A 16841-nucleotide genomic window follows, 5' to 3' on the forward strand; every position below is an offset into this window, starting at 1 on the left:
GGGTCTCGGGCCCGTGAGGCGCAGCCTGGGACCGCGCGTCCGGTTCCCGAACACGCCGTGCCCCTGACAAGCGCTGTGGGGGAGTATTCGGCCGAACGGCCGGTAGGCGCAAGGGTGCCTTTCGGCCGTCAACCTTTGAACGATCTTTACAACAGGCGCTCCCGCCGCACCTCACGTGCCCGTACGCCGCGCCTCACACCGGCGCGCGCTCCCCTGCGGCGAAGGCGCACGGCGGCCCCGCCGCTGCCTCAGCAGCTGCAGCCGCAGTCGCAGCCGTCGCAGCCGCAGTTGTCACAGCAGTTGCCGCAACAGTCGCAGCAACTGCAGCAGTCCCCGCATCCGCTGCAGTCGCAGTTGCCGCACTGCCCTGCCTTGCGCTCCCCCGACCACGGGTCCTGGTACGTGCCGCAGCACATCTGACACGTACAGGCGAGCCCGAGCCACACCGCGCAGCCGGCGAGCAGCCCGCGCCGGTCGCCGCGCGGCGGCTCCGGCGGCGGGGCGCCGGGACCGCCCGGTGCGCCGGTACCGGGCGGCGCGTAGGGGCCGGCCGCCTCGGGAGCGGCGGTGTGAGCACAGGCGGCCGTGCCGAAGGCGCGGTCGACGGAGGTACGCAGCTCATGCACCAGAAGCCGGTGCACCAGCCGCCCGTCGGTGAACTCCGCCTCCCGCAGCGCCAGCCGGACGCCGTGCACCGCGTCGTCGGCGAGCCGCCGGGCCTCCACAAGGGAGGTGCCGGTCGCGGTGATCGGGTTCCAGGCGCCTGACGCGGCGTCAGCGTGCCGGTCCTCCACGGCGTCCAGGAGGTGGGCGAGCCGCCCGAAGAGGCGTCCGGCCTCGGCGAGCGGCCCGGCGTTGTGCGGCCGGCCGGCGAGGACCGCGGTGTGCGCGAAGGCGGCGGCGGTCGCGGTCTCGGTCGGTTCGGTCACCGTCAGGATCGGTGTCCCGGGCCCGGCGAGCGCCTCTATACCGCCCTGCCGGTCCACGGCATCGACCAGGACGGCCGTGTCGAACCCGACGGCGGAACCGGTCCGCGCCCCGGCGCGGTCCCAGCCCTTCGCGACCCTGCGCGCGGCGCGCGCCACCGGCGCCCGCGCCAGCAGCCCGTCGCCGTCGGCGACATGGTCGCGCACCTTCGCGGAGGCGAGCACCAGCGACACGGCCGCCGCGAGCCGCGCTCCCTCACCGTGCGCGACGGACGCGGTGCGCATCCCGCGCAGCGGACACGGACCCGCCGTACGCCGCCCCACGCCACTCGCCACGCCGTTCACAGGGCGTGTCTGAGCCTCCGTCAATACGGAGACGAGAAGCCCGTCATAGTTCGTCACGATGCGTGCGAGCTGCCCGTGGTCTCCGCGCAATGCGAGACAGAGCCCACACAAATGCGCCATCCACTGAGCGGTGAGACTCTCACCGAGCCGATGCCGACAGGGCCTGACCATTCCGAACACGACGTCCCCCGCGCTCCGTACGTTGTTTCGGTGCCGCATGGTATCGGCCAACCCGTTCACCCGTACGCACTGCCCATCACCCGTACGCCGTGAAGAATCATATTTCACTCACAGTCAGCAGTCGTTTACGACAAGGCCCTTGGGAAACACGGACTCTCGACGGAATCGCTGTGCACCAGTACCGTCACAAACCCCCCGTGCGGCGTCTATCCACTTGGCGCGCCATCCGCATCATGGACGACCATAGGGATGCGGAAAGCAGAAAGACCGCTGTGAGAGGAGGCGTCCATGGGATCGGTACGCAAGGCAAGTGCCTGGCTTGGCCTCGTCGACGACAACGAAGACGAGCGTTACTACGACGACGACTACTCCGACGGGACCGAGTCCGGGGAGGCCTGGGTCACCGATCCGCGTGTCAAGGTGGCCTCGGACGTCGCCGAGGAGAGAGGCCGTCGCATCGGCACGGTGACCCCGGACAGCTTCCGGGACGCCCGCGCGATCGGCGAGCTGTTCCGCGAGGGCGTGCCGGTCATCATGAACCTCACGGCCATGGACGCCGCCGACGCCAAGCGCGTGGTCGACTTCGCGGCCGGTCTGATCTTCGGCCTGCGGGGTTCGATCGAGCGGGTGTCGACCCGCGTGTTTCTGCTGACCCCGGCCAACACGGAGATCGTGAACGGCGACCCGGCCGGGCACCGCACGGACGGTTTCTTCAACCAGAGCTGAGGCAGGGCCGCTCACCGGCCCTGCCCCCGCGCGGGGTTCACCGGACGGCGTCTACCGGAAGGCGTCGAGTCCGGTGAGCGCCTTGCCCAGCACGAGCTGGTGCATCTCGACGGTGCCCTCATAGGTGAGCACCGACTCGAGGTTGGTCGCATGCCGCATCACGGGGTATTCGAGCGAGATCCCGTTGGCGCCGAGAATGGTGCGGGCCGTGCGGCAGATCTCGATCGCTTCCCGTACGTTGTTGAGCTTGCCGAAGCTGACCTGTTCGGGACGCAGGCGGCCGGCGTCCATACGCCGCCCCAGATGATGGGCGAGCAGAATCCCCTTGTGCAGTTCGACCGCCATGTCGGCGAGTTTGGCCTGGGTGAGCTGGAAGCCGCCGATGGGCCGCCCGAACTGCTCCCGCGACTTCGCGTAGTCGACCGCGGCCTCGAAGGAACTGCGGGCCGCGCCCATGGCGCCCCAGACGATTCCGTACCGGGCGTGAGACAGACAGCTGAGCGGTCCGCGCAGGCCGGCGCCCTCCGGAAGCACGGCGTCGGCGGGCAGTCGTACGTCGTCGAGGACGAGCTCGCTGGTCACCGAGGCGCGCAGCGACCACTTGTGCTTGATCTCCGGCGCGGAGAACCCACTGCTGCCGGTGGGCACGACGAACCCCCGGATCCCGTCGTCCGTCTGCGCCCACACGACGGCCACTCCGGCCACGGACCCGTTGGTGATCCACATCTTGCGGCCGTTGAGCACCCAGTCGGAGCCGTCGCGCTTGGCGTACGTCCGCATGGAGGCGGGGTCGGAACCGTGATCCGGCTCGGTCAGGCCGAAGCACCCGATGACCTCGCCGGACGCCATGCGGGGCAGCCACTCCTGCTTCTGCGCCTCACTCCCGAACCGGTGGATGGCGTACATGGCGAGGGAGCCCTGCACGGAGACGAGGGACCGGATGCCGGAGTCGGCGGCCTCCAGCTCCAGGCAGGCGAGCCCGTACTGCACGGCGGAGGCGCCGGCGCACCCGTACCCGCTCAGCGACATCCCGAGCGCGCCGAGCCCTCCGAGCTCCCGGGCCAGCTCCCGGATCTCCGGCAGCTCCCCCTTCTCGTACCAGTCGGCCACATACGGCAGCACCCGGTCCCCGGCCCAGGCCCTGACGGTGTCCCTGATACCGAGGTCCTCCGCATCCAGCAGGTCGTCGAGACCGAGGGGATCGGCGGGGTCGAAGGGGGGCAGCTTGGACGACACGGACATGACGACACCCTCCGAGGCTTCTTTAACTAGCACCGCTAACCAAGACGCTACGACGCCTGCCCACCCACGCACCACCCGTACGTCCCAGTTGAGTCCGGGCGCAGCCCACAGGGGCGCCGCTCCCCCACCACCGCAAGCCGCCGACGGCGCCCCGCCCCGCGGGCGACCCGGGCCCCTCGGTCGGCGGTTACGGGCGGTACGCGGGCGGGAGATCAAACAGAGACGCGCGACTCCGCGGCGTCCCGCTGCGCAGGCACCTCCACAGCGGCGCCCGCCTCCTCGCACTGCATGGTCCGCGGCAACCGCAACGCCATCGCCGCCCCGAGCAGCAACAACCCCGCGCTCACCAGCAACGTCACATGCAGCCCGTGCACGAACGCGTCCCGGGCGGCATGCCGCAGCGCGGCCCCGGCCGACCCGCCCAGCTGCGCGGCAACCTCGTAGGCCTCCCCCAGCGAATGCCCCGCCGAGGAGGACGCCGACTCCGGCACCCCCGAGACACCCGACAAGCCGGGCGCGTACGCCGCGTTCATCACGCTGCCGAGCAGCGCGATCCCGATCCCCGCCCCGAGCTGGTACGACGTCTCCCCGATCGCCGCCGCCCCACCGGCCTGCTCCTGCGGCGCCTCGCTCAGCATCGACTCGTACGCCCCGAAAAGGGTCGTCTCCAGCCCGAAGCCCAGCAGCACGAACGCGGCCAGCATCAGCCCCCAGTCGTCCGTCCGGCCCAGCGCCGTCAGCAGCAGCACCGCGAACGCCGTGAGGCAGAACCCGACGCTCACCATCCGCCGCGGCCCGAACCGCCGCAGCATCCGCGCACCGGCCAGCCCGGCCGCCATCGCGGCGAACGTCAGCGGCAGCAGCCGCAGCCCCGTCTCCAGCGGCGACAGCCCGAGCACCAGCTGGAGGTACTGCGCCGCGATCAGCTCGAGACCGACCAGCGCGAGCATCGCCAGCACGATGCAGCCGACGGACGTACTGAACGCCGGCCGCGCGAACATCTTGAGGTCCACCAGCGGATGCGCCCGCCGTCGCTGCCTCCGTACGAAGGCCACCAGCAGCGCCGCGCCCAGGACCAGCGGCAGCACGGTGAGCAGGCTCTCCACCGGCTCCCCGCCCCCGAGCCGCTTGACGCCCAGCACCATGCCGAACAGCCCGGCCGCCGCCATCAGGGCGCCGACGACGTCCCAGGGACCGGTGCCGTCGCCCTTCGACTCGGGCAGCAGCAGCCGCCCCACCGGAAGACTGACCAGCATCAACGGAATGTTGACGAGGAAGACCGAACCCCACCAGAAGTGCTCCAGCAGGAAGCCGCCGAGCAGCGGCCCGACCGCCGCGCCCACCGCGGCCACGGCGCTCCAGATGCCGATCGCGAGCGCCCGCTCGCGCCGGTCCGGGAAGACCTGCCGCAGGATCGACAGGGTCGCGGGCATGATCATCGCGCCGCCCACACCGAGCAGCGCCCGCGCCACGATCAGTACCTGGGCGTTGTCCGCCAGGGCCGCGAGGCCCGAGGCGACGCCGAAGAGCGCGTACCCGAGGAGCAGGACCCTTCGGCGGCCGACGCGGTCGCCCAGCGTGCCGAACAGGATCAGCAGCGAGGCGCAGACCAGCGGGTAGATGTCGACGATCCAGAGCAGCTCGATCCCGCCGGGCCTCAGGTCCTCGGTGACGGCGGGGACCGCCACGTGCAGCACGGTGGCGTCGACGGCGACCAGCAGCAGGCTGACGCAGAGGACGACGAGAACCACCCAGCGGTTGGCACCGGCCCCGGCCGCCCGACGGCGCAGCGCAGCGGCAGCCGTGGTCGTCCCGGACATGTACGTACCTCCCAGAAGTTCCCTCGCGATCGGCGGGCTCACGGGGTGGGGGACGCCCCCGCGACTCGGCCGGAGAGGAGCGGTGGTCTCCGGCCCGCGCAAACGAAAAGCGAGTGACACGTCAGAGTACGCGAGTCCCCGCCGGAGCCTAGTGGCGGACCTCTCACAGTCCTGGCGGAAAGATGTGGCGTACGCCACTCCCCCACCGCTCCCCTCTGCGTCGACCACGCCCCGGCCGGCCGCCCGGTTCCGACCCGGGTCGATAATCGGGCGCGTGACCGATCTCGAGACGCGCGCGGCTCCGTCCCGCGCCGGGGCGCTGCGCCGGGCGGCCCCGGCCCTGCTGGGGTACGCGGCCGTGCGCGCCCTGGGCCTTGTCGCCCTGGCCCTGTGGAGCGCGGCGCGCGACAAGAACGCGTACACGCTGCTGACCGCCCGCTGGGACGCGCTCTGGTACACCCGGGTCGCCGAGCTCGGCTACGGCTACGAGGTGCGCCTGGCGAACGGGGACGTGCACTCCAATCTCGCCTTCTTCCCGCTGCTGCCCTGGCTGGAGCGACTGGTGACGGCGGTGTCCCCGCTGTCCTACGCGGACGGGGGGTTCCTCGTCAGCCTGTTCGCCTCTCTCGCCGCGGCCTGGGGGATCTTCGCGGTGGCCGACCATGTGTACGGCCGCCGGGCCGGAGTGTGCGCGGTGCTGCTGTGGGCCGTGCTCCCGGTCGGGATCGTGCAGTCGATGGCGTACAGCGAGTCCCTGTTCACAGCGCTCGCCGCATGGGCGCTGTACGCGGTCCTGACCGGCCGCTGGCCGGTGGCGGGCGCGCTGGCCCTGCTGGCGGGGCTGACCCGTCCGGTGGGGATGGCGGTGGTGGCGGCGGTGTGGGTGGCGGCCATTGCCTCTTTCGTGCGGGACCGACGCGCGAGCGAGCCGGACGGCGCACAGACCACGCCAAGCGCCCCTTCCTCCATCTCCGCATCCGGCCTCACAACCGCTTCCGCCTCGGCGCCCGCTTCCGCCTCGACGCTCGCCTCCGCCTCGACGCTCGCCTCCGCCTCGACGTCCACCTCCGCCTCGGCTGACGCCTCCCGGGTCCTCGGCATGCTGCTGGCCCCCCTCGGCACCGCCGGCTACGTACTGTGGGTCGGCCATCACACCGGCAAGGGGCCGCTCGGCTATCTCGACGTGCAGGCCGGGTGGCGCAACGGCTTCGACGGCGGTTACGCCTTCGCCCGGTTCGTCGCCGAGAAGTTCACGTCGTTCCCCTCGGCCCTGGCCGGCGTCGGGCTGATCGTCGGGGTCGCGTCAGTCATCTGGCTGTATGTGGTCGGGGTACGTCAGCGCCAGCCGCTCCCGCTGCTGGTCTACACCGGGATCGTCACCGCGCTCGCGCTGTGCGCGTCGAGCTACTTCGGCTCGAAACCGCGCCTGCTGGTGCCCGCCTTCCCGCTGCTGCTGCCCCTTGCACTGACCCTCGCCCGGGTGCGTACGCGCAGGTCAGCGCTGGTGCTGGGGTCGGTGGCGGCAGCCTCCGCGGTGTACGGGGCGTTCTGGCTGAACGGCTCCGGTCCGCCCTGACCCGCTGTGAGCGCCGGGGGAATTCCACGCCATGCTCCGGTGAACGAATTCAAAAGCGCAATAAAACCCCCATCCGGAATGATCAAAGGAATTGAAGGCCGCAGCGGCCGACGATTGCAGATTCGGTGGAAATAAACCTCCTCCTGAGAGGAATCCCACATCACATCGTCATCACAAAGCCGTTGATTCGCCCGGCATCAGAGCTCACTCGCTGTAACGTCGATTGGGTGCGTACCGAACCGAAGCTCACCCGTCTGGACCGGGTGTTCGCCCGGCTGGATCGTGAGCCGGAACGACCCGCCCACATCGATGTGCCGAAGATGAGCAGGCACCGCATCGTGCTCGTCGCCGCCACCGCGGCGTTCTACGGCGCGATCGTGTGGGCCGTGGTGATCACGTCCTGGCTGGTCCGGCTCGACTGGCAGGTCATGTTCTTCCGGCCGTACCAGCAGTGGTCGGAGATCCACTGGTTCGTCGACTACTACGTGGTGCTCGGCCAGCGCGGCCCGACCGCGGTGATGGTCGCGGCCTGGCTGGGCTGGCGCTCGTGGCGGCAGCACACCCTGCGTCCGCTGCTCGCCCTCGGCGTCTCGTTGCTGCTGCTGAACATCACGGTCGGCGCCGCCAAGTACGGCATGGGCCGTCTGGGGCCGCACTACGCGACCGTGATCGGCTCCAACGAGATGTGGCGCGGCGGCGATATATTTCCGAGCGGTCACACCGCCAACGCCGTGGTGACCTGGGGAATCCTCGCCTACCTGGCTTCCACCGCGAGAGCGCAGCGCTGGCTGTCCGCCGTGTCCGCCGTCACCTCGCTCGGCGTCGGACTGGCCACCGTCTACCTCGGTACGCACTGGCTGAGCGATGTCCTCCTCGGCTGGGTCGCGGGACTGCTGATCATGCTCGCCCTGCCGTGGTTCGAGCCCCTGATCGCCCGTGCCGAGGCCCGGATCTTCGAGCTGCGGGACCGCTGGCGGTCCCGCCGGAGCAGTACGGCTTCCGTCCCGGTCGGCGCGCCACCGGTGGCGGTCACGCCGGTGCCCGCCGAGCGGGACGATGTCGCGGCCCGTTCGCCCCGGGCCCCGGCCTACCTGGCCCCGGGGCCGCACACGGCCCGCTCGGAGCGCACCCCGGTCAGCCCGGCCGGCAGCCGCCGTCCGCCGCACCCGGAGCGGCTGCCGCGCGGCTCGACCTCCTCGGCCCACCCCTGACCTGCCCCCTGGCACACGAAGGCCCCGGTTCCGGAGCGGAACCGGGGCCTTCGTCGTGTCTCAGCCCTTCCAGGCGCGCGCCACGCGGCCGTCCTTCACCTCGAAGTTCAGCCGTCCCACGCGGTACTCCATCGTGATGATCGCCCCCGGCGGCAACGAGCGCACCGTCGGCCAGCCGCGCTCACGCGCGAGGTGTTCGGCCCGGTCGGCCGGCAGGCCGACATAGGTGTCCGGGCTGTCGTCGGGTTCCGCGGAAGGTGTCGGAATCGGTGCCATGCCGCCACGCTACCTCCGGTGGCTGTCCGGCCCCGGTCACACTTCTGTCACAAGATCACGACAGCTGTTTCCGGCGCTGTCCGTCACCCGGACGAGCGGTTCCCTAGGCCTTCCGTAGGCCTTCCGCAGGCATTCGATCGTAATTCCCGCGTGTCACATGAGCTCCTGGAAAAGCCCGGCGGAAAGTTCCGGGAGAAATACCCCCGGAGCTCCATTCCATTCCGGCGCCGCCATCGGTCCGGCCGGGCCTGCGTCGCCCGGGAAATGCGTGGATCGGGTACGGAGAGGCCGATACGCCCCTGTCGGAGCGCGCGGTGACCCGAGCATCATGGCGTGAGCTCGCGGGCAGGTGCGGCGCGGGCTTCGGCGGGCCCGGTGCGCGATGAGCGAAGGGGCGAGCGAGCGATGGGGACGCAGACCGTACAGGCGACGGCGCGGACCGCGCCGAGGACACGGCACGGGCGGGTGGTGGTCGACTGGCTGACGACGACGGACCACAAGAAGATCGGCCACCTCTACCTGGTCACGTCGTTCCTCTTCTTCCTGGTCGCCGGTGTGATGGCGCTGCTGATGCGCGCCGAACTGGCCCGCCCGGGACTCCAGATCATCGACAACACCCAGTTCAACCAGGCGTTCACACTGCACGGCACGATCATGCTGCTGCTGTTCGCGACGCCGACCTTCGCGGGCTTCGCCAACGAGCTGATGCCCCTCCAGATCGGCGCGCCGGACGTCGCCTTCCCCCGGCTGAACATGCTCTCGTACTGGCTGTTCCTGTTCGGCGGACTGATCGTGCTCGGCTCACTGCTGGTGCCCTCGGGTCCGGCGGACTTCGGCTGGACCGCCTATGCCCCGCTCAACAGCCTGGAGCGCACTCCGGGCCTCGGAGCCGATCTGTGGATCATGGGGCTGGCGCTGTCCGGCTTCGGCACGATCCTCGGCGCGGTCAACTTCATCACCACCATCATCGGGATGCGCGCCCCCGGCATGACGATGTTCCGGATGCCGATCTTCGTCTGGAACACCCTGTTCACGTCGATCATGATCCTGATGGCGTTCCCGGTGCTGGCGGCGGCGCTGCTGGTGCTGGAGGCGGACCGGCGGTTCGGCTCGCAGGTCTTCGACTCGGCCAACGGCGGGGCGATCCTGTGGCAGCACCTGTTCTGGTTCTTCGGGCATCCCGAGGTGTACATCATCGCGCTGCCGTTCTTCGGGATCATCACGGAGATCATCCCGGTCTTCTGCCGCAAGCCGATGTTCGGCTATCTGACGCTGGTCGGCGCGACGATGGCGATCACCGGTCTGTCGATGATCGTGTGGGCGCACCACATGTTCGCCACCGGCGCGGTGCTGCTGCCCTTCTTCTCCCTCATGAGCTTCCTGATCGCCGTGCCGACGGGCGTGAAGTTCTTCAACTGGACCGGCACCATGCTCAAGGGCTCGCTGTCCTTCGAGACCCCGATGCTCTGGGCGACGGGCTTCCTGGTCACGTTCCTGTTCGGCGGGCTGACCGGGGTGATCCTGGCGTCGCCGCCGATGGACTTCCAGGTGACGGACTCCTACTTCGTGGTCGCGCACTTCCACTACGTCGTCTTCGGCACCGTCGTCTTCGCGATCTTCGGGGGCTTCTTCTTCTGGTGGCCGAAGTTCACCGGGAAGATGCTCGACGAACGGCTCGGCAAGATCCAGTTCTGGGTGCTCTTCGTCGGCTTCCACACCACGTTCCTGGTGCAGCACTGGCTGGGCGCCGAGGGCATGCCCCGCCGGTACGCGGACTACCTCGCCGCGGACGGGTTCACCGCGCTCAACACCGTCTCGACGATCGGCGCGTTCCTGCTCGGCATGTCGACGCTGCCGTTCCTCTACAACGTGTGGAAGACCGCCAAGTACGGCCGGAAGGTCGAGGTCGACGACCCCTGGGGCTACGGCCGCTCCCTGGAGTGGGCCACCTCCTGCCCGCCGCCCCGGCACAACTTCACGACGCTGCCCCGGATCCGGTCCGAGTCACCGGCGTTCGACCTGCACCATCCGGAGTACGCGGCGGTGACTGCGCAGCCCGAGCCAAAGCGCCATCAAGCCGGTCGCGAGTCCTCCTGATCGCCTCGATCAGCTCCACCGGCTCCAGCACCTCGAACTCGAAGCCCAGCATCATCACGTGGATGACCATCACGTCGAGACTCCCGGCGCCACACCGCAGCAGGCAGCTTTCGGGGCCCTCGGCCTCCAGTACCCCGGCGGACGGCGAGATGTGCTCGGCGGCCTCCTCCAGGGACACCAGGAGCCGCACCACGGCGTGGGTGGCGTACGCGCGCGTGGAGACGCCCTGGGAGACATAGGCGGCCAGGTCCTCGGCGGGCGGCGGGCGCGGTACGAAGCGCGGGCCGTGCGGCGGCCGGGGCGTGACGCGGTCCACGCGGAAGGTGCGCCAGTCCTCCCGCTCCAGATCCCAGGCGACCAGGTACCAGCGGCGCTCGGTGCACACCAGGCGGTGCGGTTCGACACTGCGGCGGCTGGGAGTGCCGTCGTGGCCGCGGTACTCGAAGCGCAGCCGTTCGGCGTCCCGGCAGAGGTGGGCGAGTTCGGTGAGCACGGCGGGGTCGACCGAGGAGGGCAGCGTGCTGCGCAGCATCGGCACGGTGAAGGCGTTGAGGGCGCCCACCCGGCGGCGCAGCCGGTCCGGCAGCACCTGTTCCAGCTTGGCGAGGGCCCGTACCGAGGTCTCGCCGATGCCCTCGATACCCTGCCCGGCGGCCGTGCGCAGCCCGACCGCCACGGCCACGGCCTCGTCGTCGTCCAGCAGCAGCGGCGGGAGTTCGGCGCCGGCGCCGAGCTGGTAGCCGCCGCCCGTGCCGGGGCTGGCGTTGACCGGGTAGCCGAGCCCGCGCAGCCGGTCGACGTCGCGGCGCAGGGTGCGGGCGCTGACGCCGAGCCGCTCGGACAGGTCCGCGCCGGACCACTCGCGGTGGGCCTGGAGCAGGGACAGCAGACGCAGCAGGCGGGCCGAGGTCTCCAACATGAAAGCGAGTCTGTCAGCCCATGCGGACAGCTGCTGTCCTCAAGGCCCTGCTGTTCTCTAGGCCCTGTTCTCAAGGCCCCCTGTCCTCAAGGCCCCCCTGTCCTCAAGGCTCGTAGGCCAGTTGCGGTACGTCGAAGCAGGTGCGGTTCATGTCGCCCTGGCCGACCCAGCCCTCGCCGTCCTGCCAGCGGGCCACCGACAGACAGGTCTCGCGGGTCTTCGGGGGCTCGGCGAGCCGCTGGAACCCGACGGGCAGGAGCAGTCCGCCCGCCGTGTAGCCCTGGCTGCGGTTCATGTAGCCGTCGACGCACGCGCGCGTGATGCCCGTCTTCGCGCAGGACTTCGCCGCGTCCGTGAACCAGCGTGCGGCGGCCCACCCCTCCAGCTGCCACTGGGAGTGCGTCTCCAGGTCTTTCGTCGCCTCGCGGAACTCCCGTACGGCCGGGTGGCCGGTGTCGTCGAAGTCGCGGCTGGAGCCGGTCGCCCAGAGGGCGTTGCGGCACCGCGGGGCGTCCTCGTAGTCGTCGGGGACGGTGGACGTCCAGTTCTGCACGTTGGTCACCTTGGCGGTGACACGGGCACCGACCTCGTCCATGGCCTGGCAGAGCCGGGCGTTGCCGTGCGAGTCGATGGCGTCGAAGACCAGGTCGGCGCCCTGCTCCTTCAGGTCGGCCGCGACGGCGCGGAAGTTGGGCAGGGCGAAGTCGACCTGCTCGGTGACGACCTTGTAGCCCTCGGCGCGCAGTCCCCGCTCGACGAGCCGGGCGTAGGCGGCGGACGCGGACTGGTTGTAGGAGACGACGGCGGCGGTGCGGGCGCCGTGCTCGCGTTTGAAGTAGCGGTAGACCTCGGTGCCGCCGTACAGCTTGCCGTCCCAGCCGGTGGTGCCGTCGCGGGGCGCGAGACTGCCGTAGATGCCGTAGAGGTGCGGGTAGGTGTCGTAGGCGCCGCCGATGGGCTGGCCGCCGATGTCGGGCACGCGCGCGCGGGAGACCCGGGAGGCGCCCGCGTAGTCCAGGGCGGTGGTCGCGACCAGGGCGACGACATCGTCCTCCTCGACCAGCTTGTGCACGCACTCGTTGTTGCCGACGCCGCTGCCGCCGTCGTCGCACGGGCGCACGTCGACGCGGCGGCCGTCGATACCCCCGCGCGCGTTGAGCCGGTCGAACCAGGCCTTGGCGCCGTCGCGCGGGCCCGTGAAGGCGCTGCCGCCGACCGGGCTGGTGGCGCTGGTGATGATGCCGACCCGCAGGGGCGCGGAGTCGCGGGGTGCCGGGGAGCGGTCGTCACGCTCGAAGTCGCTCTCCGGGAGCCGGCTGCCGCAGGCCGCGCTCAGGGCGAGCAGCAGCACAGCGGCGAGGATCTCAGCAGCCCGGGACCGGCGACCCATTGCCGCTCATCTGCACCAGCGAGCACAGCGTCTTGACGGACACCTTCCAGGTGCCCTCCTGTTCGACGGCTGTCCCGGAGGCGTCCGGCAGAGCGGTGGCGCCCTTCAGGGTGAGCGTGTAGGTCACGTCCGCCCCGGTCGCCGAGGTGAACTCGATCTTGGTGACCTTCGCCTGGACCTGTCCGCCGCGCTCGTCACCGCTGAAGGCCTGGAGGACCGGGCCCATCCGGTCGCCGTTCTCCAGGACGGCCTGTTTGTCCTCGGTCGAGGTCTTCGGGTCGAAGAACGTCTCCCAGTTCTGCTTGATCTCCTGCTCGGCCGCGGCCCGGTCCGCCGGTGCGCTGGCCGGCGCGCTCGTGGTGCGCTCCGCGGTCGGTGTGGGCGGCGTGCTCTCGCTGCCGCCGCCGCTGTCGTCACTGCACGCCGCGAGGGCCGGGGCGAGTGCCAGGACCAGGGCGGCCGCGATCGCCGTGCCCCGTCCCGCGGCTCGCGGACCCTCTGTCGCCTTACCCCGCCTGAGGTCGCTGCCGAGAACCATCTGGCTCACCACCGGGTGTCGGTCCGGGCCATGTGCGCCCGGTGCTTTCAGGGTCAGCTTCCACAGGGCATAGTGCAAGCGATCGCCGGACTTGAACAGGCAGCCAGCACACAGCCGAACCGACGTGTGGGAGCCAGCGATGCGGACAAGCCGACTGCGGACCGTGCATCCCGTCCTGTGGACCGGCTGGGCCGCGCTGGCCGCGGGCGCGGTGCTGTGCGTCGTCGGCTGGTACGGCGTCTCCGGCGAGCGCTTCGCGGAACGGCAGCTTCCCTATCTCGCCTCCTGCACGGTCCCCGGCGCCGCGCTGATCGTCTCCGGGGCGGTGCTGCTGGCCCACGGCCGGGGCTCGATCGCCGCCTCGCGCGTGGAGGAGCTGTACGGCCTGCTGGTGGCCGCCGAGCCCGTCGAAGCGGACGAGACCGGACAGGCCTCCCTCGCGCCCCTGGCGGTCAGCGGCGAGCAGTTGATGGTGCCGGGCGGCACGCTGTGGCACCGCGCGGACTGCCCGCTGGTCGCGGGCAAGGCTGAGGCGGTCCCGGTGGACTCCAAGCTGGTGGCGAGCGGTGAACTGGGCCCCTGCCCGATCTGCGAGCCCACCGGGGAAACCGACTGAGCCCGGCCGATGTCCTCGCTGACGTACGACCTCACCCTCGCCGGCCTCTCGGTCGGCAGCGCGGCGGCGCTGACCGGAATCGGCCTGATCGTGACGTACCGAGCGACCGGCGTGCTCAACTTCGCGCACGGAGCGATCGCGATGGTGTGCGCGTATGTGCTGCGGCAGTGCGTGGTCGAGTGGGGCTGGCCGCTCTGGCTCGGGGCCACGGTGACCCTGCTGGTGCTGGCGCCGGGGCTGGGTGTCGTACTGGAGCGGTTCGTCTTCCGGCCGCTGGCGGTCCTCGGCGGCGACCCGGCGCAGACGCTGGTGGCCTCCATCGGGGTGTTCGTACTGCTGGTGGGCGGGGCGGCGCTGCTGTGGGGGCAGGGGGCGCGGGAGGACGCGCCGGAACTGGTGCCGGACGAGCCGTGGGGGCAGCTGGCCGTGGTGCTGGTGCTGGCCGCCGGGGTCGCGGCGGTGATCCGCTGGACGCGGTTCGGGCGGGAGCTGCGGGCCGTGGTCGACGACCGGCGGCTCGCCGTGCTGGGCGGCATCGACGCGGACCGGGTCGCGGCGGCGGGCTGGGCGTTCGGCTCGTTCACGGCGGGCCTGACGGGCGTGCTGCTGGCGCCGTACGTACGTCTCGACCCGTACGGGCTGCCGCTGCTCGTGATGGAGGTCGTGGCGGTCGCGGTGGCCGCGCGGATGCGGAGCCTGCCGGTCGCGGTGGTGGTGGCGCTGGGCATCGGGGTGGCGCAGAGCCAGCTCACGCGGCTGCATCCGTCGGGCTGGGGCGAGCCGCTGCTCCAGGCGGCCGGCACGAACCTGTTCGTCGTCGCCCTGCTGGTCGCGGCGCTGGCCCTGCCGGTTGCCGACACGCGTGACGCGCTGCCGCGCACGGCCACCGCGCGCGTGCGGACCCCGCCGGGCGCCTGGATCGTGGCCTTCGTCCTTTTCCTGCTGCCGCTGGGCCTCGCCGGCCGGGATCTGCACACCTCCGTCCAGGTGCCGGCGCTGGCCGTGATCCTGCTGTCCTTGGTGGTGGTCACCGGCCGGGGCGGCCAGATCTCGCTGGGCCAGGCGGCGTACGCGGGCCTGGGCGCCCTGTTCACCGCGCTGCTGGCGGCCGGCCGCTTCCCGGGGCTGCCCCGCCTGCCGGAGCTGGCGGCCCTCGCGGTGGCGGTCGTCCTGGTGGCGCCGCTCGGTCTGCTCACCGGCTGGCCGGCGATCGGCCGCCGGGGCCTGGCGCTGGCGCTGGCGACGTTCGCCGTCGGTGTGGGGGTGAGCCGGTTCGTCTTCGCCCAGCCGTACGCCACGTCGGGCCTGTCGCTGGGCCGCCCGGCGGGCTTCGACGGGGACCGTGCCTACTACGTCCTGGAGCTGCTCCTGCTGGCGGTCGCGCTGCTGGCGACGCACGCCCTGCGCCGGGGGCGGACGGGCCGGGCCCTGGCGGCCATGCGGGACCACGAGCGGGGTGCGCAGGCGGCGGGCGTCCAGGTGCCGTCCCTCAAGCTGCTGGCCTTCGTCGCGGGCGCGGCGCTGGCCGCGCTGGGCGGCGGCATGCTCGGCATGGGCCTGCGTGCCTTCGACGCCGCCGCGTACGACCCGGTGCGCGGGCTGCTGTGGTTCGCGGCGGTCGTGGTGCTGGGCGCGGACAGCACGCTCGGCGCCCTCGCCGCCGCGGCCCTCCTGGTCGGCCTGGACGCGGGCACCCGGGGCGGTGTCGCCGCGGCACTGGTCGGCGTCCTGGCGATCCTCGTGGGCCGCTTCCCCGGCGGCCCGTACGAGGCCCTGCACACGGCGGCGGAACGCCTGCGGCTGCGCCGGGCACCGGCCCTGACACCGGCGGGAGTGCGGGCCCGCGAACTGTTGCGTCCGGCAGGACCGCGGGAGGCCCGGAGGGCACCGGTGCCTACGGGGGCGACGGGTGTGGCGCGAGCCGGGCCGGAGGCGGCGACGGACGCGACGCCACAAGCCGGATCAGAGGCGGCGGAGGGGGAACATGGCGCCGGGGCCGGCGAACCCGGAACGGCATCTCAGGCCGCCGACACGGACGCGGACAGCCGGCGATCCGCTCTCGAACCCCCGGCCCGGCAGCCGCCCGGGGCACCGGGGCGCACGCCCTCGGGTACGCCGGGCGCCTCCAGGACCCGGCCCGTTCGCCGCGGCTCGCCCGGCACACCACGCCCCGCCGGCCCGACGGCGGACCGGGCCGGGACGGCGTCCGAGCCCCCGAGGGGCTCCCGGCCCGCCGCGGCGGTGTCCACCGCCCCGACCACCAGCGTCTCCCCCCTCCTCACCGCCCGTCACCTCCACGTCCAGTACGGCGGCTTCACCGCGCTCGCCGACGTCGACCTGGACCTCTCCCCCGGCCGGATCACCGCCGTCGTGGGCCCCAACGGGGCCGGGAAGAGCACTCTGTTCCACTGCCTGGCCGGGACACTGCGGCCCGCGCGCGGGACCGTGCGGCTCGGCGGCCGGGACATCACCGCACTGCCCGCCCATGCCCGCACCCGGCTCGGTGTAGCGCGGACCTTCCAGCAACTGGCCGTCTTCCCGTCGCTGACCGTGGCCGAGAACGTTCTGGTCGGCGCCGAGCAGGGCCGGGTGACCGACCCGGACGCGGTGGAGCGGACGCTCAGGCTGCTCGGGCTGGACGGGCCGGTGCGGGCACTGCCCGCCGCCGGGCTGCCCACCGGGACGCTGCGCCGCGTCGAACTGGCCCGGGTCCTCGCGGGCGGCCCCCGCGTGCTGCTGCTCGACGAGCCCGCCGCCGGCCTGGACAGCGCCGAAGTGTCCGCCCTGGCCCGGGTCCTGAAGGCCCTGGCCGCCGACGGCACGGCCCTGCTCGTCGTCGAACACGACCTGGACCTGGTCGCGGGCCTCGCCGATGTCGTGCACGTGATGACCGCGGGCCGGATCGTCGCCTCCGGTCCGCCCGACCGTGTCCTGGACGCCCTGGGAACAGGAGCCGGCCGATGAGCATCCTGGAGAACC

Annotated in this window: 12 protein-coding genes and 1 pseudogene; 6 read left to right on the forward strand and 7 right to left on the reverse strand. The window is 72.0% G+C overall.

The window, feature by feature from the left end; genetic code table 11:
- Positions 1–248: 248 nt before the first annotated feature.
- On the reverse strand, positions 249–1451 hold the full coding sequence (locus ACIBK5_RS20255; RefSeq protein WP_399021231.1) for a DUF5685 family protein: 1203 nt from the start codon (positions 1449–1451) through the stop codon (positions 249–251).
- A gap of 288 nt (positions 1452–1739) precedes the next feature.
- On the opposite strand from ACIBK5_RS20255, the gene ACIBK5_RS20260 reads away from it, so the two are divergent.
- Positions 1740–2177 carry a cell division protein SepF gene (locus ACIBK5_RS20260; RefSeq protein ID WP_184597617.1) on the forward strand — a complete coding sequence of 146 codons (438 nt, stop codon included), beginning with the start codon at positions 1740–1742 and terminating at the stop codon, positions 2175–2177.
- A gap of 51 nt (positions 2178–2228) precedes the next feature.
- Here ACIBK5_RS20260 and ACIBK5_RS20265 read toward each other — a convergent pair whose 3' ends face one another.
- A complete protein-coding gene (locus ACIBK5_RS20265; protein ID WP_399021232.1) occupies positions 2229–3419 on the reverse strand; it encodes an acyl-CoA dehydrogenase family protein in 1191 nt (396 codons plus the stop codon).
- A gap of 212 nt (positions 3420–3631) precedes the next feature.
- Entirely contained in the window at positions 3632–5239 is a 1608-nt protein-coding gene (locus tag ACIBK5_RS20270) for an MFS transporter (protein ID WP_399021233.1), read from the reverse strand.
- Between the two features lie 274 nt (positions 5240–5513).
- On the opposite strand from ACIBK5_RS20270, the gene ACIBK5_RS20275 reads away from it, so the two are divergent.
- Together ACIBK5_RS20275 and ACIBK5_RS20280 are read left to right on the forward strand one after the other, a co-directional pair.
- Positions 5514–6815, forward strand: coding sequence for a hypothetical protein (locus tag ACIBK5_RS20275; RefSeq protein WP_399021234.1), 1302 nt, complete (start codon positions 5514–5516; stop codon positions 6813–6815).
- A 227-nt stretch (positions 6816–7042) separates the two neighbouring features.
- Positions 7043–8026, forward strand: coding sequence for a phosphatase PAP2 family protein (locus ACIBK5_RS20280; protein ID WP_399021235.1), 984 nt, complete (start codon positions 7043–7045; stop codon positions 8024–8026).
- Between the two features lie 60 nt (positions 8027–8086).
- Here the strand turns inward: ACIBK5_RS20280 and ACIBK5_RS20285 are convergent, their stop codons facing one another.
- On the reverse strand, positions 8087–8302 hold the full coding sequence (locus ACIBK5_RS20285; RefSeq protein ID WP_399021236.1) for an I78 family peptidase inhibitor: 216 nt from the start codon (positions 8300–8302) through the stop codon (positions 8087–8089).
- A gap of 405 nt (positions 8303–8707) precedes the next feature.
- Between ACIBK5_RS20285 and ctaD the strand changes: the two are divergent.
- Positions 8708–10234 (forward strand): annotated as a pseudogene (ctaD, locus tag ACIBK5_RS20290) (cytochrome c oxidase subunit I); the annotation flags it as partial.
- A 43-nt stretch (positions 10235–10277) separates the two neighbouring features.
- Here the strand turns inward: ctaD and ACIBK5_RS20295 are convergent.
- The 3 genes from ACIBK5_RS20295 to ACIBK5_RS20305 all read right to left on the reverse strand — a co-directional run bounded on the left by ACIBK5_RS20295 (position 10278) and on the right by ACIBK5_RS20305 (position 13246).
- Positions 10278–11318, reverse strand: coding sequence for a helix-turn-helix transcriptional regulator (locus tag ACIBK5_RS20295; RefSeq protein ID WP_399021237.1), 1041 nt, complete (start codon positions 11316–11318; stop codon positions 10278–10280).
- Between the two features lie 103 nt (positions 11319–11421).
- Positions 11422–12708, reverse strand: coding sequence for an ABC transporter substrate-binding protein (locus ACIBK5_RS20300; RefSeq protein ID WP_399021238.1), 1287 nt, complete (start codon positions 12706–12708; stop codon positions 11422–11424).
- On the reverse strand, positions 12683–13246 hold the full coding sequence (locus ACIBK5_RS20305) for a hypothetical protein (RefSeq protein ID WP_399021239.1): 564 nt from the start codon (positions 13244–13246) through the stop codon (positions 12683–12685). The genes ACIBK5_RS20300 and ACIBK5_RS20305 overlap by 26 nt, the downstream gene beginning before the upstream one ends.
- Before the next feature lie 139 nt (positions 13247–13385).
- On the opposite strand from ACIBK5_RS20305, the gene ACIBK5_RS20310 reads away from it, so the two are divergent.
- Both ACIBK5_RS20310 and ACIBK5_RS20315 read left to right on the forward strand, forming a co-directional pair.
- Positions 13386–13862, forward strand: coding sequence for a hypothetical protein (locus ACIBK5_RS20310; RefSeq protein ID WP_399021240.1), 477 nt, complete (start codon positions 13386–13388; stop codon positions 13860–13862).
- A 9-nt stretch (positions 13863–13871) separates the two neighbouring features.
- Positions 13872–16826: an ATP-binding cassette domain-containing protein gene (locus tag ACIBK5_RS20315; protein WP_399021241.1), complete on the forward strand. Its 2955-nt coding sequence runs from the start codon at positions 13872–13874 to the stop codon at positions 16824–16826.
- Positions 16827–16841: the final 15 nt, after the last annotated feature.

Origin of the sequence: Streptomyces sp. NPDC050546 (genome assembly GCF_044457425.1) — a bacterium.
GTDB lineage: Bacteria > Actinomycetota > Actinomycetes > Streptomycetales > Streptomycetaceae > Streptomyces.